Source organism: Bradyrhizobium sp. NDS-1 (assembly GCF_032918005.1).
In the GTDB taxonomy this organism is placed as follows: Bacteria; Pseudomonadota; Alphaproteobacteria; order Rhizobiales; family Xanthobacteraceae; genus Bradyrhizobium; species Bradyrhizobium tunisiense.
Map to the genome: position 1 here is coordinate 4685700 of NZ_CP136628.1, position 22890 is coordinate 4708589.

Sequence of the window (22890 nt, forward strand, 5' to 3'; positions counted from 1 at the left end):
CATGCCCGTCCGGGTGCGCGCGCCAAAGCGTCCGCGTCAGGAATCCCGTCCCCACGTGGCGGCGAGGTACCCTAACGATATGGCGGTGGCAAGGCAAAGCGAGCCCGATCAAGGTGTTAACCACCCGGGAGGAGCCCGGGTGCGGCTGCCCGGTCAGGCTCCCAAGAGCTCCCGCAGCTGCCGCTTCAGTACCTTGCCGTTGGCATTGCGCGGCAGCGGGTCCGCCGTGATCGCCACGGTCTCGGGAACCTTGTAGTCGGACAGGCGCTCCGCACACCAGGCACGCAGCGCCTCACCGGCGACGGGCTCCCGCGTCACCACCACGGCGTGAACGCGCTCGCCCAGCACGGGGCAAGCCCTGGCGATGATCGCACTCTCGACCACCGCGGGATGGCCGGCCAGCACGGATTCGACCTCGGCCGAATAGATCTTCAGGCCGCCGCGATTGATCATGTCCTTCTGCCGGTCGAACACGCGGACGAACCCTTCCGCATCGACCGAACCGAGATCGCCCGAGTGCCAGAATCCGCCGGTGAAGCTCTCGGCGGTCGCCTTCGGATTGTTCCAATAGCCCTTGATGACGGAGGCGCTCCGGATCCAGAGCTCGCCGATCTCGCCATGGGGCAGCTCGCGCCCGTCCGGATCCATCGCCACGATGCGCGTGCCGGGACACGGCAGGCCGACGCTGTCGATGTGGCTCTCGGTCAGTTCGCCCGGCATGATCGTCGAAGGTGACGTCGTCTCGGTCGCGCCGTAGCAGTTCATCAGCTTCAGGCCGGGGATCTTCGCCTTGAGCTTTTCGATGGTCGCGACCGGCATCGGCGCGCCGCCGAACCCGCCGATGCGCCAGCTCGACAGATCGTAGCTGTCGAAGTCAGGCTGAAGCAGACAGAGATTGTACATCGCCGGCACCATCACCGTGTAGGTGACACGCTCGCGCGCGGCGAGCTTGAGGTAATCGGCGGCCCTGAACTCGGGCATGATGATCAGCGCACCACTGCAGCGGACCATGGTCGTGATGTTGGCGACGATTCCGGTGACATGACCGAGCGGCACGGCAGCGATCGAGCGGTCCGCTTCCGTCAATTGCAGGCAGGACACGAACACCATCGAGGAATGGATGATGTTGCAATGGGCCAGCATCGCGCCCTTCGGCTTGCCTGTCGTGCCCGAGGTGTAGAGGATCATCGCGGTATCCTCCTCGCTCGTTTCGACCGGTGCCGATGCCGGATCGTTATCGCAGAGCGCAGCGAAGCGCGAGCGAGCCGGATCGTCGTCGATGGCGAGGCGGTGGACCAGGTCGGGCACGTCCTGCGCGTCGGGCAGCCGCTCTGCGAGCCCTGCTTCGTGGATCAGGATCTTCGCGCCGCAATCGGCGAGGACATAGGCGATCTCCGGCTTCTGCTGGCGCGTGCTGAGCAGCACGGTGACCAGCCCCTCATGCGCGGCGGCGAAGAGCAGCAGCGGAAATTCGATGCGGTTGCCGAGCAGGATCGCGACGCGGTCGCCGCGCCGCAATCCCAGCTTGCGAAAACCCGCCGCGATCCGCGTCGCCTGCTCGACGGCCTGCCGCCAGCTCAGCCGGACATTGCCTGCGATCAGCGCCTCGCCATCGGCGTTGCGGGCGCGGGCGTCCGCGATCATCGCCCACAGGTTTGCCGGCCGGTCGCAAAAGGCCGACACCACTCGATCGCCAAAGCGCGTCTCGCGCCGCATCGGCGGGATCTCAGATTGCGACCAGTCCATCGGAACGTCCTCGGCTTGTCGTTTTGTCAACTTCCGCGCACTTATGTCCGGATCGCGTCTTGCGCTGACCGGCTAGACGCCGATGACGGGCACGCCGATCACGACCGGATGGAACGCGAAGGCCAGTGCGAGATAGGCGACGAGACCGACTGCGACGGCGATCAGATCGTTGCTGACGCCGCCGACCGGTATAGGCGGGCCGCCGGCGTCGGTGCGATGCTTCAGCGAGATGCGATCATATACCGCCCAGCCCAGGAACGAGCCGAACAGGATGATGGAGCCGAGGTCGCCATTGGCGAGCAGATGCGCCGCCGCCCACAGCTTGATGCCGGCCAGCATCGGATGCTTCAGCGTCGCATAGATGCGGCCGCGCAAATAAGAGGCGACCACCAGGATCACGGCAGGCAGCATCAGCGCGAGCGCGATGTGCTTCATCGCCTTCGGCGGGTACCAGACATCGATCCAGCCGGAGCTGCGATAGTGAGCGAAGCCCCAGATGATCAGCGCGAGCCCCGCCAGCGAGATCAGGCTGTAGAGGATCTTGTAGGTCCCCTCGCCCAGCCTCGCGATTGCCCGCGCGCGCGCCTCACGTTTCGTCGTGAAAGTATGGGCCGCGAAGAACAGCACCAACCCCAGGACCATCACCAGCAGACCCATGGCATCCTTCCCCCAAGCAGCCCCCAGCAATGGCTATCATCGATTGGCCGATGGTCGCAACTCTCCCCCTCATGGTGAGGAGCGCGCCCTTGCGCACGGGCTGCAGCAATCCTCGCGGCTACTTGCCGAGCTCGCGATTATCGACATACCGGATCGCAATCGGTCGGCCGGCCAGCGCCCCACCGAGGCCGGCCGTGAATTTCAGCGGCAGGCATGCATTCAGCGACGCGTTGATCGCTTTGAGATAGGTGGTTCGGGTTTCTACCGGAACGCCAGGGGTCACGAAGGTCAGGCGCGGCGGGCCGATCAGGCCACCCGCCTTGTTGAAGCTGAAGCGCACCGACATCTGCGTGCCCGCGCGCGCATTGTCCGATGGCGGCGACCAGCAGCTGCGCAACTCGGCGAAGAGATCGCCGATCGTATCCAGATCGTGATCGGGCTTCTGGTATTTGGCGCGATCAGACTCTGATGGAATGCTCTGGATGGTGAGCTGGAGGTTCTGGCCGTAGGGATAATCGATCTCTGGAATGCAGGGACCGGGCTCGAGCGGGCTGCAATAGGACGGCGTGCAGGGCCGGCCGTCGAGCACGCTGCACGGCTCGTGCGCAAACGGGATCGGATTGATCTGCCGGGGCCGCGCATCGGCGGCGGCTGATGCCGCCAGCAGCAGGAGAATCAGGATGCCGCGCCACATGTGACGAGACCGCATTGGCATTTGCACCACAGGTGGCGACGCTTGTGAACGGATCAAGTGGGACGACCGGCTTGCACCGGAACGTGAGAAAGCAACCCCGCGCAAAGTAGATGGTCCGCAGCCGAACACGCTCGGTCGGGAGCGCAAACTCGCATCACTCGACGACTTGGTCCGCTTGTGCCACCAGCGTAGGCGGTACACTCAGGCCCAGCGCATTGGCTGTCTTGAGATTGATTAGGAATTGGAATTCATTCGGCTGCTGGACTGGCAAATCCGCAGGACGCGCTCCTCTCAACACGCGGTCGACATAGTCCGCCGAGCGACCGACGAGGTGCGAAATCGAGACCCCGTACGACATCAGCCCGCCATCCGTGACGAAGAAAGGGAACGGATACATCGCCGGCAGGCGGTGGGCGGCCGCGAGATCGAGAATCAATCGCCGGTGAACGATTGGAAACGCGTCGGGAAAGATCAGCAGGCCCCCGTATGGCTGCTCTGCAAAGCGGGAGATCGCCCGGTCGAGCTCGGCGGCGTTGTGCGCCGGCGCGGGAACAAGCTGGAGCTGGACCGCCGGAATGACCGCCTCCACGGAGGGCATCAGGATCATGGGAGCTGTTCGCGGATTGAAGACCGCGGCGACCCTTTGCACCTGTGGCGCCGCCTGCTTGAGTAATTGCAACCACTTGCCGGCCATTTCGGGCTCGAAAGTCGTGAAACCCGTAATATTTCCACCAGGCTTGCTCAGACTTTGAACGAAACCGGCACCCACTGGATCGGCGACAACCGCGAAGACGATCGGCAAAGTTGGCGCGCGTCGCCTCAAGGCTTCCACGGACGGAGTGCTGATTGCAACAAGCACGTCCGGCCGCATATCCACTAGCTCAGCCGCTTGGGCATCCGCCAAATTCGGATCGCCGGCCCACCAGCGATATTCGATATGGATGTTGCGTCCCTGCTCCCAACCGAGTTCACCCAGACGCTGCCTCAGTTTCTGGTAGCTGGCCTGGCTCTCCGCATCCGTGGGCCTGCCCCCCGCCAGCGCACCGATCCGCCGCACACTACCTTGCGCGGATGCGCCAAACGGGTAGGTTGCCGCGCCTGCAGCAAGCGTGATGAATTCGCGCCGCCTCATGACCGTCGACCTCGCCATGCGTTGCCGTCCTGCATCAGGAGAACGTCTAAGAAAGACTATCCCTTTTTCTTGACGTCCTTGACGTTGGTGAACTCGATGCCCTCGGCGCGCTCCTTGGTGTAGCCGAGATAGAACTCGTTCCGCGCCAGATACACGGGATCGCCGTCGACGTCGTCGGCGATGCTGGAGGTGTTGGCGGCAATGAAGGTATCGAGTTTCTTGCGGTCGTCCGAGGAGACCCAGCGCGCCAGCTGGAACTCGCTGACCTCGAACTCGACCGGCAGCGAATATTCCGCCTCCAGCCTCGCCTTCAGCACGTCGAGCTGCAGCGCGCCGACCACGCCGACCAGCGCCGGTGCACCATCGCGCGGGCGGAACACCTGCACGACCCCCTCTTCCGACATCTGCTGAAGCGCTTCCTTCAGCTTCTTCGCCTTCATCGCGTCGGTGAGCCGTACGCGGCGGACGATTTCCGGCGCGAAGCTCGGCACGCCGACGAAATTGAAATCCTCGCCCTCGGTTAACGTGTCGCCGATGCGCAGCGTGCCGTGATTAGGAATGCCGACGACGTCGCCGGCGAAGGCTTCATCCGCGACGGAGCGATCCTGAGCGAAGAAGAACTGCGGGCTCGACAGCGGCATGCTCTTGCCGGTGCGCACGAGCTTGGCTTTCATGCCGCGGCTGAGCTTGCCCGAGCACAGGCGCGCGAAGGCGATGCGATCGCGGTGGTTCGGATCCATATTGGCCTGGATCTTGAAGACGAAGGCGCTCATGCGCGGATCGGTAGCCTCGACCTTGCGCTGGTCGCTGTCCTGCGCGCGCGGCTCGGGCGCGAACTTGCCGAGACCCTCCAGGAGGTCGCCGACGCCGAAATTGCGCAGCGCGCTGCCGAAATAGACCGGCGTCAGATGCCCCTCGCGAAACGCTTCGAGCTCGAACGGTTTCGACGCTTCGGTGACGAGTTCGAGCTCGTCCTTCACGGCTGTTACGTCGAGATTGGCGTTGAGCTTGGCGAGTTCCTCGATCTCGATCTGCTGCGCCGCGCCGGTCTTGGCGCCGCCGCCTTCGAGCAGGCGCACGCCGCCATTGGCGACGTCATAGGTGCCCAGGAAGTCGCGGCCACGACCGACCGGCCAGGTCATCGGCGTGGTGTCGAGCGCCAGCGTCTTCTCGATCTCGTCGAGCAGCTCGAACACGTCCCGGCTCTCGCGGTCCATCTTGTTGATGAAGGTGATGATCGGGATATCCCGAAGACGACAGACCTCGAACAGCTTCCGGGTGCGCGCCTCGATGCCCTTGGCGGCGTCGATCACCATCACGGCGGAATCGACCGCCGTCAGCGTGCGGTAGGTATCTTCCGAGAAGTCCTCGTGGCCCGGCGTGTCCAAGAGGTTGAACACCAGCCCTTCGAACTCGAAGGTCATCACCGAGGTCACGACCGAGATGCCGCGCTCACGCTCGATTTTCATCCAGTCCGATCGCGTGTTGCGCCGCTCGCCCTTGGCCTTGACCTGGCCGGCGAGATTGATGGCGCCGCCGAACAGCAGCAGCTTTTCGGTCAGCGTGGTCTTGCCGGCGTCGGGATGGGAGATGATCGCAAAGGTCCGCCGCCGCGCCACTTCAGCGGCAAGCGGGGAACGGGCCGGCGATTCGGCTGAGGTGGCGATGTCGGACATGGCGGGAGCGTGTGGCAGGGAAAACGGGCCTGATCAAGCCTCATTTGGTGATTGCGGAGCCCCTCGGCCAGCCCCATATGGCCCTCCGGGAGGGACGGCCCTCCTGCTCATCAGCCTGTAGCCGCGGGGACGACCCTGCCTTGAACGGAGGGTCGTCATGGCCTGGAGCATCCTGTTCGTTGCCGGTCTTCTCGAGATCACCTGGGCGATCGGCCTGAAATATACCGAGGGCTTTACCAGGCTTGTTCCGTCCCTCGTCACGCTCGTGGCCATGGCCGGCAGCGTCATCCTGCTCGGCTTCGCTCTCAAGTCGCTGCCCGTCGGAACCGCCTATGCGGTCTGGACCGGCATCGGGGCCGTCGGCACCGCGACGCTGGGCATCTTCCTGTTCGGCGAGCCCGCCACCGCCCTCCGCCTTGCCAGCATTGGGCTGATCGTCGCCGGGATTATCGGGCTGAAGCTCGTTACCTGAAGAAGATCTGGACCGCCCACCAGGTCAGCGCTGCAACGATCGCGGAGGCCGGGATCGTGATCACCCAGGCATAGACGATCGAGCTCGCGACGTTCCAGCGCACCGCCGAAACGCGGCGGGCGGCGCCGACGCCGACGATGGCGCCGGTGATGGTGTGAGTGGTCGAGACGGGAACGCCGAGGAAGGTAGCCATGAAGAGGGTCACGGCGCCCCCCGTCTCGGCGCAGAAGCCCTGCATTGGCGTCAATTTGGTGATGCGCAGGCCCATGGTGCGGACGATGCGCCAGCCGCCCATCAGCGTCCCCAGCGCCATCGCCGCCTGGCAGGACAGCACCACCCAGAACGGCACGGAGAATTCGCTGCCGAGATGGCCCTGCGAATAGAGCAGCACCGCGATGATGCCCATGGTCTTCTGCGCGTCGTTGCCGCCATGGCCGAGCGAATAGAGCGAGGCGGAGGCGAATTGCAGAATACGGAAGGCGCGATCGACCGCGAATGGCGTCGAGCGCACCGATGCCCAGGACACGATCGCAACCAGCATCATCGCGAGCAAGAAGCCGACCAGCGGCGACAGCACGATCGCAAGCACCGTCTTCGTCAAGCCACTCCACACCGCGGCCGAAATCCCGGCCTTAGCCATGCCGCCGCCGACCAGTCCGCCGATCAACGCGTGCGATGACGAAGACGGGATGCCGAGCGCCCAGGTCACGAGGTTCCAGACGATGGCGCCGACGAGCGCCGCGAAGATCACCTGAGCATCGACGATCGCGGGATCAATGATTCCGGTGCCGATGGTCTGGGCGACGTGCAGCCCGAACACCATGAAGGCGATGAAATTGAAGAACGCGGCCCAGAATACCGCGAATTGCGGCCGCAGCACGCGGGTCGAGACGATGGTCGCGATCGAATTGGCGGCGTCATGCAGGCCGTTCAGGAAGTCGAACAGCAGCGCGACGGCGATCAAGCCGACCAGGATGGGAAGAGCCAACGCAGCATCCACGGCGCGGCCCCTGCCCTAAGCTTTGCGCATGATGTCCGCGCAAACGCGTTCAGCGTTTGTCGCGACGGAAAACCGCTGCACACTTTTACCGATCATGTGCTAAACCTGCTCGATGACGATGCTGTTGATCTCGTTCGCGACGTCGTCGAAGCGATCGGCCACCTTCTCGAGGTGGTCGTAGATCTCGGCGCCGACGATGAAGTCCATCGCGTTGCCATCGCGATGCTTGAGAAACAGCTCCTTCAGCCCGATGTCGTGGAGATCATCGACGCGGCCCTCCAGCTTGCCCAGCTCTTCCGTGATGGCGGTCAGCATGGCGACGTTCGGGCCGATCGATTGCATGAGCGGCAGCGCACGGCCGACCAGATTGGCGCATTCGATCAGGAGTCCGCCGATCTCGCGCATCGGCGGCTCGAAGCTGCGGACCTCGAACAGCATCACGGCCTTGGCGGTCTGCTGCATCTGGTCGATGGCGTCGTCCAACGACGTTATCAGGTTCTTGATGTCGCCGCGGTCGAACGGGGTGATGAAGGTGCGCCGCACCGCCGTCAGCACCTCGCGGGTGATGTTGTCGGCGTCGTTCTCGAACTGGTTGACGCGCTGGCAATAGACCGGCGTCTCCTCGCCCCCGTTGAGCATGCCCTGGAGCGCGATCGAGCCCTGGATCACCGTCTGGGCATGGCGGTCGAACAGGTCGAAGAACCGTTCTTCCTTGGGCAGGAAAGCGCGAAACCATCGCATCATGGGGATAGGCTACCGGTTGGAAATGGCCCGGCCCGAGGGCCGTCATGAAGCTGTCATAAACCATTTCCGATCCGCGCGCGTGTCATCTCACGCCCGCGGAGCCGGATCATCCACCGCTTTCAAGCAGCAATTAAATCGAAGTCAAATCAGCTATTTAGAGCGATCGCCGGAAGTAATGGGCGATTTCGCCGATAACGCCGCGGCGGAAGGTGAGCACGCAGATCACGAAGATCGAGCCCTGGATCACCGTCACCCACTGGCCGAAGCCCGCCAGGTACTGCTGCATCGCGATGATCACGAAGGCCCCGACCACCGGTCCGAAGACGGTCCCGAGGCCACCGACCAGCGTCATCAGCACGACTTCGCCAGACATCGACCAGTGGACGTCGGTGAGCGATGCGTTTTGCGCCACGAACACCTTCAGCGCACCGGCAAATCCGGCCAGCGTGCCCGACAGGACGAAGGCCAGGAACTTGTACTGGTCGGTCCGGTAGCCCAGCGAGATCGCGCGCGGCTCGTTCTCGCGGATCGCTTTCAGGACCTCGCCGAACGGCGAGTTGATGATGCGGAAGATCAAGAGAAAGCCGGCGAGGAAGCCGACCAGCACGACGTAATACAGCACCGTCGGCTTGGAGAGATCGAGCACGCCGAACATGCGCCCCTGCGGGATGCCCTGGATGCCGTCCTCGCCGTGGGTGAACGGGGCCTGGAGATAGATGAAGTACAGGAGCTGGGACAGCGCCAGCGTGATCATCGAGAAATAGATGCCCTGGCGGCGGATCGAGATGTAGCCGGTGATGATCGAGAGCACGAAAGCCGCGGCGATGCCGACGAGGATGCCGAGCTCGGGTGGAAGGGCCCACACTTTCAGTGCATGCGCGCTGCAATAGCCCGCCGTTCCCAAGAACATCGCGTGGCCGAACGACAGCAATCCGCCATAGCCGACCAACAGGTTGAAGGCGCAGGCGAGCAGCGCGAAGCACAGCGCCTGCATCACGAAGAACGGGTAGACTCCCGTGAACGGCACAGCCGCCAGCAGGAGCGCCATCACCACGAAAACGATCATCTCGTCCCGCATTGCACGCGGGGTTGCCGGCAGCGTGTCGTCCGTCAGGGTTGTCATATCAGGCCGCCCTTCCCGTCAATCCCGTTGGCTTCACCAAGAGCACCAGCACCATCAGCACGAACACCACGGTGTTGGACGCCTCGGGGTAGAAATATTTGGTCAGCCCCTCGATCACGCCGAGCGCAAAGCCGGTGATGATCGAGCCCATGATCGATCCCATGCCGCCGATCACCACCACCGCGAACACGACGATGATGAGGTCGGCGCCCATCAGCGGCCGCACCTGATTGATCGGCGCCGAGAGCACGCCGGCAAGCGCGGCAAGGCCGACGCCGAGACCGTAGGTCAGCGTGATCATGCGTGGAACGTTGATGCCGAAGGCGCGCACAAGCGTCGGATTCTCAGTGGCGGCGCGCAGGTAAGCGCCGAGCTGCGTCTTCTCGATCAGGAACCAGGTCGCAAGGCAAACCACCAGCGAGAACACGACGACCCAGCCGCGATAGATCGGCAGGAACATGAAGCCGAGGTTCATGCCGCCCTTGAGCTGGTCCGGAATGGCATAAGGCAGGCCCGAGGAGCCGAAATAGTTCTGGAACACACCCTGTACGATCAGCGCGATGCCGAAGGTCAGGAGCAGGCCGTAGAGGTGATCGAGCCCGGTCAGCCATTGCAGCATGGTCCGTTCCAGGATCATGCCGAAGATGCCGACGATGATCGGCGCCAGCAGCAACGCCCACCAATAGTTGATGCCGCCGAGGTTCAACAGGAAATAGGCGACGAAGGCGCCCATCATGTAGAGCGCGCCGTGGGCGAAATTGATGATGTTGAGCATGCCGAAGATCACGGCAAGCCCGAGACTGAGCAACGCATAGAACGAGCCGTTGATCAATCCTACCAGTAACTGTGCGTAGAGAGCCTGCATCGGGATTAGCTTCCGCCACCAAAATGAAAGCCCGCCGGCGGCACGACCGCGCGGCGGGCCACGAGAGTTACTTCTTCACCAGCGGACAGGCGCTCTCGGAGAGCGGCCGGAATGCCTGGTCCGCAGCAACGGTGCCCACCAGCTTGTAATAGTCCCACGGCCCCTTCGACTCCGAGGGCTTCTTGACCTCGAACAGATAGGCCGGGTGAATCTTGCGGCCATCGACCCGGATACTGCCCTGACCGAACAGCGGATCGTCGGTCGGCATCGACTTCATCTTCTCGACCGCCTTGACGCCGTCATGCGGATTGCTGCCCATCGCCTCCAGCGCCTTGAAGTAATGGATCAGTCCCGAATAGACACCGGCCTGCACCATCGAAGGCATCGCCTTGTTCTTCATGCGCTCGGAAAAGCGCTTGGCGAAGGCGCGCGTTCCGTCGTTGAGATCCCAATAGAAGGTCTCGGTGAAATTGAGCCCTTGCGCCACGTTGAGGCCGAGCGAATGAACGTCGGTGATGAACAAGAGCAGTCCGGCAAGCTTCTGCCCGCCAGCGACGATGCCGAATTCGGCGGCCTGCTTGATCGAATTGGTGGTGTCGCCGCCGGCATTCGCAAGTCCGACGATCTTCGCCTTCGATGCCTGCGCCTGCAGAAGGAACGAGGAGAAGTCCGAGGAATTGAGCGGGTGCTTGACGCTGCCGAGCACCTTGCCGCCCGCCTTTTGCACCACCGCCGTGGTGTCGCGCTCCAGCGCCGCGCCGAACGCATAGTCGGCCGTGAGGAAGTACCAGGTATCGCCGCCGGCCTTCACCAGCGCCTGACCGGTGCTGTTCGCCAGCATATAGGTGTCGTAGACCCAATGGACGGTGTTCGGCGAACATTGGGCGTTCGTCAGATCCGAGGTCGCCGCGCCGGTGTCGATCAGGATCGAATTCTTCTCCTTGACGACATTGTTGACCGCGAGTGCGACACCGGAGTTCAGCACGTCCATGAAGATGTCGACCTTCTCGACGTCGATCCATTGGCGCGCGATGGTGGTGGCGATATCGGGCTTGTTCTGATGGTCGGCGGAGATGAGGTCGATCTTCCAGCCCTTGGCGGCAAGCCCGGAATCCTCGATCGCCATTTGAGCGGCCAGCGTGGAGCCCGCACCACCGAGATCGGAATAAAGACCGGAATTATCGGTCAGCACGCCGATCTTGACGGTCTTGTCCTGTGCCGACGCGCCGCTCGCGACCAATCCCAACGCCACGCCGAGAAAAAGTGCCGAAAAACGCTGTTTCATAATTCCCTCCGGGAAATCCACTATTGAATGCGCCGAGCCGTCAGACGCCGAGATAGGTATGCAGCTTGTCCATGTTCGCGGACAGTTCCGAATTCGCGAAACCGTCGATCACCTTGCCGTGCTCGACGATGTAATATCTGTCGGCCACGGTCGATGCGAAGCGGAAGTTCTGCTCGACCAGGAGGATGGTGAAGCCCTCTTTCTTGAGCCGCGCGATAGTGTGGCCGATCTGCTGGATGATGACGGGCGCCAGGCCCTCGGTCGGCTCGTCCAGCATCAGGAAGCTCGCACCGGTGCGCAGGATGCGCGCGATCGCCAGCATCTGCTGCTCGCCGCCCGACAGCTTGGTGCCCTGGCTGTTGAGCCGCTCCTTCAGGTTCGGGAACAGATCGAAGATCTGATCGAGCGGCAGCCCGCCTTCACGGACCACCGGCGGTAGCATCAAATTCTCCCGCACGTCGAGGCTGGCGAATATCCCCCGCTCCTCCGGGCAGAAGGCGATGCCCATGCGCGCGATCTTGTCGGAGGTCGCGCGGATGATCTCCTGGTTGTTGAACTTCACCGAACCGGTACGCTTGCCGATGATCCCCATGATCGACTTCAGCGTGGTCGTCTTGCCGGCGCCGTTGCGCCCGAGCAAGGTGACGACCTCGCCCGCATTCACGTCGAAATTGATCCCGTGAAGGATGTGAGACTCGCCGTACCAGGACTCCAGGTTGCGGACCTGAAGGATTTGTCCGCCGGCCGCAGTCTTTGCCGGAGCCTCGGCGATCGCAGTGTCAGGCATGACCGGCTCCCAGATAGGCTTCCTTGACGCGCTCGTCCTTGGTGAGCTCGGAGTAATGGCCTTGCGCGAGCACCTGCCCGCGCGTCAGCACGGTGATGATGTCGGAGAGATGGGCCACGACACTCAGATTATGCTCGACCATCAGGATGGTATATTTCGCGGAGATGCGCTTGATCAGCGCCGCGATCTTGTCGATGTCCTCGTGACCCATACCGGCCATCGGCTCGTCCAGCAGCATCATCTCAGGGTCGAGTGCCAGCGTCGTTGCGATCTCCAGTGCGCGCTTGCGCCCATAGGGCATCTCGACTGCCGGCGTGTTGGCAAACTCGTTCAGGCCGACATCGTTCAGCAATTCGCGCGCGCGATCGTTGAAGCGGTTGAGAACCGACTTGGAGCGCCAGAAATCGAACGAAGAGCCGTGCTGGCGCTGAAGCGCGACACGGACGTTCTCCTGCGCGGTGAGATGGGGAAACACCGCCGAAATCTGGAACGAGCGAACGAGCCCCAGCCGCGCCACGTCGGCCGGCGCCATCGCGGTGATATCCTGCCCCTTGTACAGGATCTTCCCGGCTGACGGTTTGAGGAACTTGGTCAGAAGATTGAAGCAGGTCGTCTTGCCGGCCCCGTTCGGGCCGATCAACGCATGAATGCTCCCACGGCGGACCTTGAGCGCAACGTCGCGGACAGCGAAGAAGCCCGCGAATTCCTTGGTCAAGCCTTCCGTTTCGAGAATAAACTCATCGGCCAAACAAATTTCCCCCTGCCCGCACTAGCTGCGTGGCTATCCTTGTTGCTTCGGCTTTCCGGAGACCCTGGAGCCCATCCGGAACGCCGTCTCCGGGCGCGGAATATGCCGGAGGTGACGGGGGTTAGGCAAGGCGGAAAGCTGAGCAGATCAAGCCTCCGGCTGGGATACAAATCCTCCCTTAGTCGGAGACGTTTGATGTCGTGCCCGCCCGGCCCCCCGGTTCGCGAAGGCACCGGTCGTCAAGCCGTCGTTAACGGTCTTTCGTCCGGCGCGCCAGCCTTCATCAAAAATTTTCCCCCAAGGGGGATCATGAGCGGGTTCTGACGTCCCGGGAATACTGTCTTGGATTTCGCAAGCGCCGCTCCTTCCGTCGTCAAATCGATCAGGCAGCGTGATCTCCTGAACACGTGGCTGCGACTTTATGCGCGCCAGCAGATCGTGCCGGCGGTCTGGGAATATCAGCCTGCGCGGCTCGAGGAAGAGCTGTCCGATCTCATCTATTACACGGTCGACACTGCGACGCCGGCGCCGCGCCTCACCATCCAGAGCGAAAACACGCGCATCTCGCGCGCCTATGGACATACCGGCAAGGGCGTTCTGCTCGACGATTATCTCGGGCCGAGACTCGCGCCGTTTGTCATGCCGATTTATCACGAATGCGTGGCACGCGGGCTGCCGGTCTACAGCGTTGCCGATGTCGACGACGTCTACGGGCGAATCGTCGCTTATGAACGGCTGCTGCTGCCTTTCCAGACCGACGGCGCGGTCTGCCACATCATCGCCTCGGTCAAGACGTTCTGCGAGGACGGCGGCTTCGAGATCAAGAACCTGATGCGCGGAAATGACGCGCTGCCCCGTCCAAAGCTGCGCGCCGTGATCGATCGCGAGCTGTTTCATCGGGCCCCCGGTCGTATCGCCACGGCCGAATTGGTCGAGTTCGCGGACCAACCCGGCGTCGCCACCGAGATCATCGAGTTGAACTAGCGGTCAGCCTGATTTGCCGACTTCCTTGGCATAGATGTCCGGCTTGAAGCCAACCAGCAGCTTGCCGCCGATTTCCAGCACCGGCCGCTTGATCATCGATGGTTGCGCTAGCATCAGCGCCAGTGCCTTCTTCTCGCTCAAACCCTCCTTGTCGGAATCGGGGAGCTTCTTGAACGTTGTCCCGGCGCGATTGAGCAGCGTCTCCCAGCCGACCTTGTCGCTCCACTGCTTGAGCTTGTCCTTGTCCACACCGGCCGTCTTGTAGTCGTGGAATGCGTAGGCGACACCATGGCTGTCGAGCCAGCCGCGCGCCTTCTTCATGGTGTCGCAGTTCTTGATGCCGTAGATGATGTTGGGCAAGACGTTCCTCGCGCATGGCATATCGTGATGGAGGTGGCGTTGTACGAAACTCCGGTTCGCGCGACAATATTGCGAACGATGCCAACCCGCCGAACGGACATCCCATGCACGTCACTCACGATCCCGCGGCCACCGCCGCGCCGACCATCGACTTCAACAGCTTCCTCGCGGTCGATATCCGCGTCGGCACCATCGTCGATGCCAAGCCGTTCCCCGAGGCGCGCAAGCCGGCCTTTCGGCTATGGATCGACTTCGGGCCTGCAATCGGTGTGCGCAAGAGCTCGGCCCAGATCCCGGAAAACCATCCGCTCGAGACACTGGTGGGGCAACAGGTCGCGGCCGTCGTCAACTTCCCGCCGCGCCAGATCGGACCTGTCATCTCGGAGGTGCTGACGCTCGGTTTCCCCGATGCCGACGGCAAGGTCGTGCTGATGCAGCCGAGCAAGCCGGTGCCGAACGGGGGGCGACTGTTCTAGATGCGCGTTAGGGCCGCTGCGGAATGTTCAGCCCGCGCTGCACCGCCGGACGCGCAAGGCCGCGTTCGAGCCAGGCACCGACCGCTTTGAACCGGCGGAATTCGACGAGATCACCGGCGCCGTAGAAACCGATGAGATTGCGCACCCAGCCCAGCATGGAGATGTCGGCAATGGTGTAGTCGTCATCCATGAACCATTGCCGGCCGGCCAAATGCGTCTCCATCACGCCGAGCAGGCGCTTGGCTTCGGCGACGTAACGGTCGCGCGGCCGCTTGTCCTCGAAATCCTTGCCGGCGAATTTGTGGAAGAAGCCGACCTGGCCGAACATCGGCCCGACGCCACCCATTTGGAAGTGCACCCACTGAATGGTCTGGTAGCGGCGCGCGGCGTCCATCGGCAACAGCTTGCCGGTCTTCTCGGCGAGATATTGCAGGATCGCTCCGGACTCGAACAACGGCAACGGCCTGCCGCCGGGACCATTGGGATCGAGGATGGCCGGGATCTTGCCGTTGGGATTGAGCGACAGGAATTCAGCCGTCGTCTGGTCGTCCTTGCCGAAGTCGACGAGATGGACCTCGTAAGGCAGTCCGATCTCCTCCAGCATGATCGAGACCTTGACGCCGTTCGGCGTCGGCAACGAATAGAGCTGAAGCAATTCGGGATACTTGGCCGGCCAGCGCTTGGTGATGAGAAATGCGGACAGATCGGACATCGGGACCTTCGGTGCATGGACTGAGGCGCACCCAATCTAGGCCAGACGCCGCACGGCGCAAGTCACTCTTCGTCCCGGCACTCCTGCATTAGGGCGGCAGCGTCGCCATCGCCACGATCGGCGTCCCTGCTTGATGTTGCAGTCGGTCCTCGGTGAAACGCTTCCCTGTCGTCAACAGCAAGATCGTAAAGGCAATCGCTAGCATCGCGGTCGCCAGTTGGCAGACGTCGTTCATGGTGTTGCGTCCCTCAGCGGCTCATTGCCTAAACGTCGGTGCACGGACCATGTTCCTGCACTGCTCAGGAATATTGCTACTTTTTCCCGATCGATGACGTGAGAACATCGCGCCCGAAGGGACCATTACGCCGTCCAAGCGTTGTCGCCGGATGAGCATCGAAAAGCGCGCCCTACTCGACCATGCTGAACGATGTCGTAGCGTCGCCGACGGCCTCGCGCATGACGAAGCTGCGCACAGATTGCGGGCAATGGCCGCGGAGTATGAAGAGAGAGCAGCAAGTCTGGACGACGATGGCGCCGGCCGGCAGCCAAGCCATCATCATCGCGGCTCGCCGGGAGGCGCGCGCGAGAGATGACCGGATTCAATAGTTGATCTCCATACGCAATCCCCGCGGATCGATCTCGTCGCCGCCGACGCGCTGCGTGCTGTCACGTGCGGCGACCGCGCAGGCGCAGGCATCGATGAGATCGTCGCGGCCGATGCCGGTGCCATGGCGAAGCGTCAGCCAACGTTCGATCCTGGTGAAGCCTCGGTCTCTCAGCAGCGCAATGCGTTGCGCTCGACCGCGCGGCGACGTCTTTGGTTCGAGCCGAGTCCGGCCGGCGAGATTCCAGAAGATCAATTCCGGATGCGCTTCGCCGATCATCGCTTGTCGCGCCGGCGTCATGACATCGTCGACCTCCCTGAGCTTGTCTCTGATGTTCCAGAGCTGCGCCGACACGCCCCTGCCCTTGCCTTCGTGCTTCCAGTAATGGCGATTGGCGGCCGCCATGTCGGCAAACGTCCAGAGGTCGCGGCGCGCGCCGAGAAACACGGCGGGGCCGATCAACTCACGCGCACGCAGATCGCAAAGACGATAGCCGCTCAGGTTCAATCCGATCGGCATATCGATCATCGCACGCGCATGCTCGATCGCAAGCAGCCGCGCAAGGCCCGGCGAATAGTCGAAGCCGTGATCGCCGCGCTCGTCGATCCAGGCCGCGACCCAGCCGAAGCGAAATCCGTCGAGACCGAGATAGTTGGGCACGTCGCGACCAACAGGATTCGCGGGTCAGCCTCCAGCGGCCTGGTACGCCAGGCGCTTGAACTCGAAGAAGAAGGGATTCCAGAAACCCATGTAGCGCTGGGTCATCAGCACGCCCGCTGTATTGGCCTCGGGGCAGATCCACCAATGGGTGCCGGCAAGGCCGCCCCACTGGAACTCGCCGGTCGAGTTCGGGGGATCGAACGGCGTCGGCGCGAAGGTGACGGCACCGCCGAGGCCAAAGCCCTTGCCGGGGATCGGACCGAGATTGGCGAAGCGAATGGTTTGGCCCGCGGGCAGCTGGTTCGTCATCATCAGCCGCACCGTCTCCGGCTTCAGCAGCGCATCCGAACCGGGCAGCAGCGCACGGACCAGCGCGAGCATGTCGGGCAAGGTCGAGACCAAGCCGCCGCCGCCGGACAGCCGCGGGAACGGCCGCCGATAGGCCTGCGGAAAGGGAAGATTGTCGGCCCGCGTGAGGCCGGGCTTCATCGGATCGAACACGTCAGCGCCGTTATAGAGCGCGACCAGCCTGCCCTGCTCGGCTTCGGGCACGTGGAAACCGGTGTCGGTCATGCCGAGCGCATCGAAGATGCGCAGCTTCAAAAAGGCATCGAGCGCCTGGCTGGAGACGACCTCCACGACACGGCCGAGCACGTCGGTTGCCACCGAATACTCCCAGGACATACCCGGGTGATAGGACAGTGGCAGATCGGCGAGCCTGTCGATCAGGTCGGTGAGCGGCGTCAGCGGATTGAGCACGCGCGCTTCATTATAGCCTTTGAACAGCACCGTGCCGGGGTCGAAGATGCCGTAGCTGAGGCCGGAGGTGTGGGTCAAAAGGTGGCGGATCGTGATGGAGCCCTTGGCGGGCTCGGCGTCGGAAAGACCAGCTGCGCCCTGCTTCAGCACCTTGCGATTGCCGAGCTGCGGCAGGAATTTCTCGATCGGATCATCGAGCCCGATGCGGCCTTCCTCGACCAGCAGCATGATCGCGCAGGTGACGAAGATCTTGGTGTTGGAGAACGCGCGGAAGATGTGGTCGGGCCGCAGCGCCGTCTTGGCCTCGCGGTCGGCAAAGCCGACGCATTGCTGGTCGACCACCTCGCGGCCCCGCAGCACGGCCCAGGATGCGCCCGGAATGATCTCCTGATCGACATAGCGCAGCATTGCCGTCCGCGCGGCGGAAAAATCAGGTGTCCTGGCGTCCATGCGTTTCCCCCAATTATGGTTGCGACCGATATAGCGCGAATTCGCCGGATATGAAGCCTCCGGCGCGGCTTATTCCTGCTTCATCAGCGCGGTGATGTGCAGACGACGGCGGATTGTCATGCCCTGTCGCTGGTAGAGCGCGATAGCGGACGTATTGTGCGAAAACACGTGCAGGAATGGAATTTCGCCGCGCCTCTCGACCTGCCGCGCGACCGTCGCGAGCAACGCCTGCGCGTAGCCGCGGCCGCGATGACCGGGATGGACGCAGACGGCCGTCATCTCAACGAACCTTCCCGGCCTCATCCGCTCACCCGCCATGGCAACCAGCTCGCCGCCGGTGCGGATGCCGAAGAACGTGCCGAGCTCGTGCGTCCGCGCAGCGAACGGACCTGGCTTCGTCAGCTCCGTCAGCGCCATCATCGCGGGAACGTCGGCAGCCCCCAACGTGACGATCTCGGCATCGCGAAGCGGACTGTCGGCGGGTGAGCCGATCATCTGCTCGCCGGTCTCGGCCAGCACGACCTTGAAACCGGCGGGAACTTGGACAGGCTCAAGCGTGAACAGCGCAGCGACCTGCGAGGGCGCCATGAGATCGCCGAGCGCCGCGAAGCTTGCCGGGGACATGTCGACCATGTCGGCAAACGGCGTCATGTCGACGGGATAGCGCAGCGCACGCGGGCCGCCCTGGGCCAGATGCTTCTGGCCGGTTGTCAGCGCGCTCCAGATTGGACGATCCAGCAGCGCCACATCGCTGTCGGACACCGGCCTAGTCCTTCTCGAAGCTGACGATGACAGCGGCGTTGGCGATCAGGATGGGATCGTTGGCCACTTCCGTGGCCGAGGGAATCTCCAGCCCGCCCTTGACCGCGGTGACGGTCACGGTGCCGTAAGGCAGCTCCTTTGCAACCGCATCCTTGTCGACGGCTTCCGGATTTGGCACCGCGATCGTGACGTCGACGAACATGTCGTTGGCGGTCTTGCCGATCATCCGGAAGAATCCGAGGCTGGAATGCCTGATGGCATCCGACACGGCCCGCTTCGCCGCCTTGGTGGCGTCCCTGCCGTGGACGTCGACGCCCATGCCCATCTCGGTGACACAGCGAACACGAGTCATTTCATATTCCTGTCATTGGTTCGGTGATTGGGAGTGTCGGTGATTGAGCCGCTCCGTACAAGATCTCTCGTGCCGCGGCTCTGCAGCGCACCGCCAAGGGGCGCTGCGCTGCGTCCGGGACACGACCTCCATCGATCACGCCTTCGCCTTCTCATGCGCCCGCAGTTCGTCGACCAGCACCCGCACATTCTCCGAATAGTCGATCGGGATCGAAACGAGATGCACGCCGCCTTCCTTGAAAGCGGCGTCGAGCGTCGGACCAAAGCTGTCGATGCTCTCGATCCGGTGGCCCTTCGCACCATAGGCCTTCGCGTACTGGACAAAGTCCGGATTCCCAAAGGTCATGCCGTAGTCGGCGAAATGATCGACGGCCTGCTTCCACCGGATCATGCCGTAGGCGTTGTCCTCAAGCACCAGCACGACGAGGTTGAGCTTGAGGCGGACGGCGGTTTCCATTTCCTGGCTGTTCATCATGAAGCCGCCGTCGCCGGCGACCGCGAGCACGCGGCGGTCGGGATGGAGCATCGCGGCCATCATCGCCGACGGCAGGCCGGCGCCCATGGTCGCCAGCGCATTGTCGAGCAGCAGCGTGTTGGCGACGCGAGTGCGGTAGTTGCGCGCGAACCAGATCTTGTACATGCCGTTGTCGAGCGCAACGATCCCGTTCTCGGGGATCACCTGGCGGACGTCGTGCACGATGCGCTGCGGCGTCGGCGGCCAGCGCGCCTCGGTGGCGCGGTCTGCGATGTGCCTGAGAATTTCTTCGCGTAGCGGCAGCAGCGCCGCGGCCTGCGGCAACTTGCCTTCGAGCCGATCGGCGAGCAGCTCCAGGCTCGGGCCGACATCGCCGACCACCTCGGCATCGGGAAAATAAACCTGTTCGACGCTGGCTGACGTATAGCTGACGTGAATGACCTTCGGCCCCGACGAGCCCATGATGAAGGGCGGCTTCTCGATCGAGTCGTGGCCGATCGCGACGATCAGGTCGGCGGCTTCAATTGCGTCGTGGACATAGTCGCGCTCGGACAGCGCTGCGGTGCCCATATAAAGATTGGTGCCGCCGGGTACGGTGCCCTTGCCCATCTGCGTCGTGAAGAACGGAATGCCGGTCCGCCGCACGAAGCTGGCGATGCCATGCGTCGACCGCGGCCGGCTGGTCGCCGCGCCCATCATCACCAATGGATGTTTTGCGGCCAGGATCATCTCGGCGGCGCGATCGAGCGCGGCACGATGGGCGACCGGAATTTCGATCGGATGAACCGGGATCACGGGAACGGGCGGCACTTCGTCACCGGCAATGTCCTCGGGCAATTCGAGATGCACCGGTCCCGGCCGCTCCTCCATTGCCACGCGAAACGCGTCGCGCACCACGGTCGGGATGCTGGAGGCGCTGACGATCTGCCGCGACAGCTTCGTCAAGGGCTTCATGGTCGCGACCACGTCGACGATCTGGAAGCGCGCCTGCCGGCTGCTCATGATCGGCTTCTGGCCGGTGATCAGGATCATCGGCATCGCGCCGAGATGCGCATAGGCGGCACCCGTCGACAAATTGAGAGCACCCGGGCCGAGCGTCGACAGGCACACGCCGGGCTTGCCGGTCAGCCGCCCATGCGTGGCCGCCATGAACGCGGCAGCCTGCTCGTGGCGGGTCAGGACCAGCTCGATCCTGGAGGTGCGGAGCGATTCGACCAGATCGAGATTCTCCTCGCCCGGGACGCCGAAGATGCGATCGACGCCTTCGTTCTCGAGCGCCGCGACAAACAGATCCGATCCCTTCACCTTGTGGTCCTGTCCGTTCATGTCGCCTCCGCTTCCGTTCGCTTACGTGTTCCAAAGCAGCCGGCGCATGGTAGCGGCCTGCAGCTCCGGCACAACTCACAATGAGCGGCACACGGCATCGACGTCGACATCGCCATGCGACCCAAGCAAACAGTCGAGCGTCCCGCCACGAGGTCACTGGCGCGAACGTTGCATGCCCCACGCAACCTGCTATCGCTCGCGTCATGACACCCAAGACCTTCGAAACCCGCTGCCTGCGCCTGCCCGCCGTAACCAAGGTGGTGCAGTGGGAAGGCACGTCCGTGTTCAAGGTCGGCGGCAAGATGTTCGCGCTGGGCGGCGGCTTTGCAGCGCGTTCCGGCGGCTACATGTTCAAGGTCTCCGACATGGCCTATACCATGCTGATCGAGCACGGCCTCGCGCGACCGGCGCCGTATCTGGCGCGCGCCAAATGGGTGCAACTCGTCGGCAACGGCGCGCTGTCGGACGCTGAGCTGACGAGCTATCTCGCGCAGGCCCATGCGCTGATCGTGGCCAAGCTGACGCGAAAGACGCGCAAGGTGCTGGGGCTCGACTGAGCGCAAGCATCGACCCGTCGCCTCACGCTATCTCCTAGGGCTCCAGCCTCCTCCTCGGCGGTCACGGCCTCGCCGGCCCGCACGCTTCCAGCGTTCCTCCTCCGGATCAACGAACGTTCGATTGACCCGCACGATATATCTGACTAAAGTCAGACATCATGCTCGACCCCGTTTCCCGTGTCCGCCGCTTCAATCGCGCCGTAACCTCTGCCGTCGGTGCGCTCGATACCTCGTTCCTCGGACGCGGCCGGCCGCTTGGGGCGGCGCGTGTGCTCAACGCGATCGGGCATGGGCGCTCGGACGTGGCAGAGATCCGCGACTATCTCGGTCTCGATTCCGGGCTGATGAGCCGGCTGCTCCGCAGCCTCGAGGACGAAGGGCTGGTGGAGACCACCACGCATCAGGACGATGCACGGCGGCGGATAGCAAAGCTCACGCGCGCGGGCCGGCGCGAGTTCGCGGCGTATGAGGCTCTGTCCAATGCGCAGGCCGAAGGCTTCCTCGCGCAACATTCGCAACGCGAGGCGCTCCTGGCGGCGATGGATCTGATCGCCGCCACCCTGACGCGCGAGCGAATTGCGCTCGAGGAGATGGACCCGCAAAGCGAGGAGGCCTGCTATTGCCTCGGCGAGTACTATGCCGAGCTTGGCCGGCGCTTCAAACAAGGCTTCGACGTCTCGCGCTCGCGCGATCCCGACGCCAAGGACATGCGCCGCCCGCGCGGCACGTTCATCGTCGCAATGTCCGACACGCTGCCGATCGGCTGCGTCGGGCTGAAGGGCACCGATCACGGCTATGCCGAGATCAAGCGGCTGTGGGTCGCTCCGGCCGCGCGCGGATTGCGGCTCGGCCGCCGCCTGATGGACGCGGCCGAGAATGCCGCGCGCGGGCTCGGAAACGCGCTGCTGCGGCTCGACACCAACAGCGCGCTGCCCGAGGCCGGCCGGCTCTATCGCACCACCGGCTGGCGCGAGATCCCGCGCTTCAACGACGACCCCTATCCGGATCTATTCTTCGAAAAACGGCTGTGACGCCGCGCGACCAATCTGCCGCCTGCTGCGTTGTGCTTCCAGCATGGGAGCTTCGCGATGAGCAGCGCCGATCTCGCCGACCTCTACCGCAATTACATCGCCTGCCTGAACCGGCAGGACTGGCCGGCCCTTGGCCAGTTCGTGCATGACGCTGTCGTCCACAACAGCCGGCCTCTCGGCCTGCTCGGCTATCGCGCGATGCTGGAGCAGGATTTTCGCAACATTCCGGATCTGCACTTCGACATCGCGCTGCTGGTCTCCGAGCCGCCCAGGATTGCAGCGCGGCTGAAGTTCGACTGCTCGCCGGTCGGGACGTTCCTGGGGCTGGCGGTCAACGGGAAGCACGTGTCCTTCTGCGAGAACGTGTTCTACGAATTTCGCGATGAAAGGATTGCGCAGGTCTGGTCGGTGATCGACAAGGCCGCGATCGAGGCGCAGCTCTGAGACCGCGCC

At 63.5% G+C, this 22890-nt stretch carries 26 protein-coding genes; 6 read left to right on the plus strand and 20 right to left on the minus strand.

Annotated elements, in window-relative coordinates:
• Positions 1–153: 153 nt before the first annotated feature.
• The 5 genes from RX330_RS22225 to RX330_RS22245 form a co-directional block, all read right to left on the minus strand.
• Positions 154–1746 (minus strand): class I adenylate-forming enzyme family protein, encoded by a 1593-nt coding sequence (locus tag RX330_RS22225; protein WP_317239809.1) that lies wholly within the window; start codon positions 1744–1746, stop codon positions 154–156.
• Positions 1747–1818: 72 nt separating this feature from the next.
• Positions 1819–2403: an NnrU family protein gene (locus RX330_RS22230; protein WP_317239810.1), complete on the minus strand. Its 585-nt coding sequence runs from the start codon at positions 2401–2403 to the stop codon at positions 1819–1821.
• A 118-nt stretch (positions 2404–2521) separates the two neighbouring features.
• The gene (locus tag RX330_RS22235) at positions 2522–3097 is read right to left on the minus strand and encodes a hypothetical protein (protein ID WP_317243952.1); all 576 of its coding nucleotides are present in this window, start codon (positions 3095–3097) and stop codon (positions 2522–2524) included.
• Between the two features lie 154 nt (positions 3098–3251).
• Complete coding sequence (locus RX330_RS22240) at positions 3252–4247, minus strand: ABC transporter substrate-binding protein (protein ID WP_317239811.1); 996 nt, start codon at positions 4245–4247, stop codon at positions 3252–3254.
• Positions 4248–4285: 38 nt separating this feature from the next.
• Entirely contained in the window at positions 4286–5905 is a 1620-nt protein-coding gene (locus tag RX330_RS22245; RefSeq protein WP_317239812.1) for a peptide chain release factor 3, read from the minus strand.
• Between the two features lie 157 nt (positions 5906–6062).
• Here RX330_RS22245 and sugE point away from each other — a divergent pair, with 157 nt between their 5' ends.
• On the plus strand, positions 6063–6377 hold the full coding sequence (gene sugE, locus RX330_RS22250; protein ID WP_317239813.1) for a quaternary ammonium compound efflux SMR transporter SugE: 315 nt from the start codon (positions 6063–6065) through the stop codon (positions 6375–6377).
• Here sugE and RX330_RS22255 read toward each other — a convergent pair.
• The 7 genes from RX330_RS22255 to RX330_RS22285 all read right to left on the minus strand — a co-directional run bounded on the left by RX330_RS22255 (position 6370) and on the right by RX330_RS22285 (position 12929).
• Positions 6370–7377 carry an inorganic phosphate transporter gene (locus RX330_RS22255; protein WP_212086428.1) on the minus strand — a complete coding sequence of 336 codons (1008 nt, stop codon included), beginning with the start codon at positions 7375–7377 and terminating at the stop codon, positions 6370–6372. The two genes, sugE and RX330_RS22255, sit on opposite strands and share 8 nt — an antisense overlap.
• 99 nt (positions 7378–7476) lie before the next feature.
• Positions 7477–8121, minus strand: coding sequence for a DUF47 domain-containing protein (locus RX330_RS22260; protein ID WP_212086431.1), 645 nt, complete (start codon positions 8119–8121; stop codon positions 7477–7479).
• Positions 8122–8275: 154 nt separating this feature from the next.
• Entirely contained in the window at positions 8276–9244 is a 969-nt protein-coding gene (locus RX330_RS22265) for a branched-chain amino acid ABC transporter permease (protein WP_212086435.1), read from the minus strand.
• A gap of 1 nt (position 9245) precedes the next feature.
• On the minus strand, positions 9246–10109 hold the full coding sequence (locus RX330_RS22270) for a branched-chain amino acid ABC transporter permease (protein WP_008551982.1): 864 nt from the start codon (positions 10107–10109) through the stop codon (positions 9246–9248).
• 67 nt (positions 10110–10176) lie between these two features.
• The gene (locus RX330_RS22275; protein WP_317239814.1) at positions 10177–11394 is read right to left on the minus strand and encodes an ABC transporter substrate-binding protein; all 1218 of its coding nucleotides are present in this window, start codon (positions 11392–11394) and stop codon (positions 10177–10179) included.
• A gap of 40 nt (positions 11395–11434) precedes the next feature.
• The gene (locus tag RX330_RS22280; RefSeq protein WP_317239815.1) at positions 11435–12181 is read right to left on the minus strand and encodes an ABC transporter ATP-binding protein; all 747 of its coding nucleotides are present in this window, start codon (positions 12179–12181) and stop codon (positions 11435–11437) included.
• Positions 12174–12929, minus strand: coding sequence for an ABC transporter ATP-binding protein (locus RX330_RS22285; RefSeq protein WP_212086462.1), 756 nt, complete (start codon positions 12927–12929; stop codon positions 12174–12176). Before RX330_RS22285 ends, RX330_RS22280 begins: the two co-directional genes overlap by 8 nt.
• Before the next feature lie 342 nt (positions 12930–13271).
• Here RX330_RS22285 and RX330_RS22290 point away from each other — a divergent pair, with 342 nt between their 5' ends.
• Positions 13272–13913, plus strand: a complete 642-nt coding sequence (locus tag RX330_RS22290) for a hypothetical protein (protein ID WP_212086464.1) — start codon at positions 13272–13274, stop codon at positions 13911–13913.
• A gap of 3 nt (positions 13914–13916) precedes the next feature.
• Here the strand turns inward: RX330_RS22290 and RX330_RS22295 are convergent, their stop codons facing one another.
• On the minus strand, positions 13917–14273 hold the full coding sequence (locus tag RX330_RS22295) for an ArsC family reductase (RefSeq protein WP_317239816.1): 357 nt from the start codon (positions 14271–14273) through the stop codon (positions 13917–13919).
• A 104-nt stretch (positions 14274–14377) separates the two neighbouring features.
• Between RX330_RS22295 and RX330_RS22300 the strand changes: the two genes are divergently transcribed.
• Positions 14378–14749, plus strand: coding sequence for a tRNA-binding protein (locus RX330_RS22300; RefSeq protein WP_317239817.1), 372 nt, complete (start codon positions 14378–14380; stop codon positions 14747–14749).
• Positions 14750–14756: 7 nt separating this feature from the next.
• On the opposite strand, the gene RX330_RS22305 is transcribed toward RX330_RS22300, so the two are convergent.
• The 7 genes from RX330_RS22305 to RX330_RS22335 form a co-directional block, all read right to left on the minus strand.
• The gene (locus RX330_RS22305) at positions 14757–15461 is read right to left on the minus strand and encodes a glutathione S-transferase family protein (protein WP_317239818.1); all 705 of its coding nucleotides are present in this window, start codon (positions 15459–15461) and stop codon (positions 14757–14759) included.
• Positions 15462–15549: 88 nt separating this feature from the next.
• A complete protein-coding gene (locus tag RX330_RS22310) occupies positions 15550–15696 on the minus strand; it encodes a hypothetical protein (RefSeq protein WP_212086476.1) in 147 nt (48 codons plus the stop codon).
• Positions 15697–16060: 364 nt separating this feature from the next.
• Positions 16061–16726, minus strand: a complete 666-nt coding sequence (locus RX330_RS22315) for a DUF429 domain-containing protein (protein ID WP_317239819.1) — start codon at positions 16724–16726, stop codon at positions 16061–16063.
• 24 nt (positions 16727–16750) lie between these two features.
• On the minus strand, positions 16751–17935 hold the full coding sequence (locus tag RX330_RS22320) for a serine hydrolase domain-containing protein (protein WP_317239820.1): 1185 nt from the start codon (positions 17933–17935) through the stop codon (positions 16751–16753).
• Positions 17936–18004: 69 nt separating this feature from the next.
• Positions 18005–18697: a GNAT family N-acetyltransferase gene (locus tag RX330_RS22325; protein ID WP_317239821.1), complete on the minus strand. Its 693-nt coding sequence runs from the start codon at positions 18695–18697 to the stop codon at positions 18005–18007.
• Positions 18698–18701: 4 nt separating this feature from the next.
• Positions 18702–19049 carry a Lin0512 family protein gene (locus RX330_RS22330; protein ID WP_212086493.1) on the minus strand — a complete coding sequence of 116 codons (348 nt, stop codon included), beginning with the start codon at positions 19047–19049 and terminating at the stop codon, positions 18702–18704.
• 135 nt (positions 19050–19184) lie between these two features.
• Positions 19185–20849, minus strand: a complete 1665-nt coding sequence (locus RX330_RS22335; RefSeq protein ID WP_212086497.1) for an acetolactate synthase large subunit — start codon at positions 20847–20849, stop codon at positions 19185–19187.
• Positions 20850–21052: 203 nt separating this feature from the next.
• Between RX330_RS22335 and RX330_RS22340 the strand changes: the two genes are divergently transcribed.
• The 3 genes from RX330_RS22340 (at position 21053) to RX330_RS22350 (ending at position 22881) form a co-directional block, all read left to right on the plus strand.
• The gene (locus tag RX330_RS22340) at positions 21053–21406 is read left to right on the plus strand and encodes an MmcQ/YjbR family DNA-binding protein (protein WP_212086500.1); all 354 of its coding nucleotides are present in this window, start codon (positions 21053–21055) and stop codon (positions 21404–21406) included.
• Between the two features lie 158 nt (positions 21407–21564).
• Positions 21565–22437: a bifunctional helix-turn-helix transcriptional regulator/GNAT family N-acetyltransferase gene (locus tag RX330_RS22345; protein ID WP_317239822.1), complete on the plus strand. Its 873-nt coding sequence runs from the start codon at positions 21565–21567 to the stop codon at positions 22435–22437.
• A gap of 57 nt (positions 22438–22494) precedes the next feature.
• Positions 22495–22881, plus strand: a complete 387-nt coding sequence (locus RX330_RS22350) for an ester cyclase (RefSeq protein WP_317239823.1) — start codon at positions 22495–22497, stop codon at positions 22879–22881.
• Positions 22882–22890 lie beyond the last annotated feature (9 nt).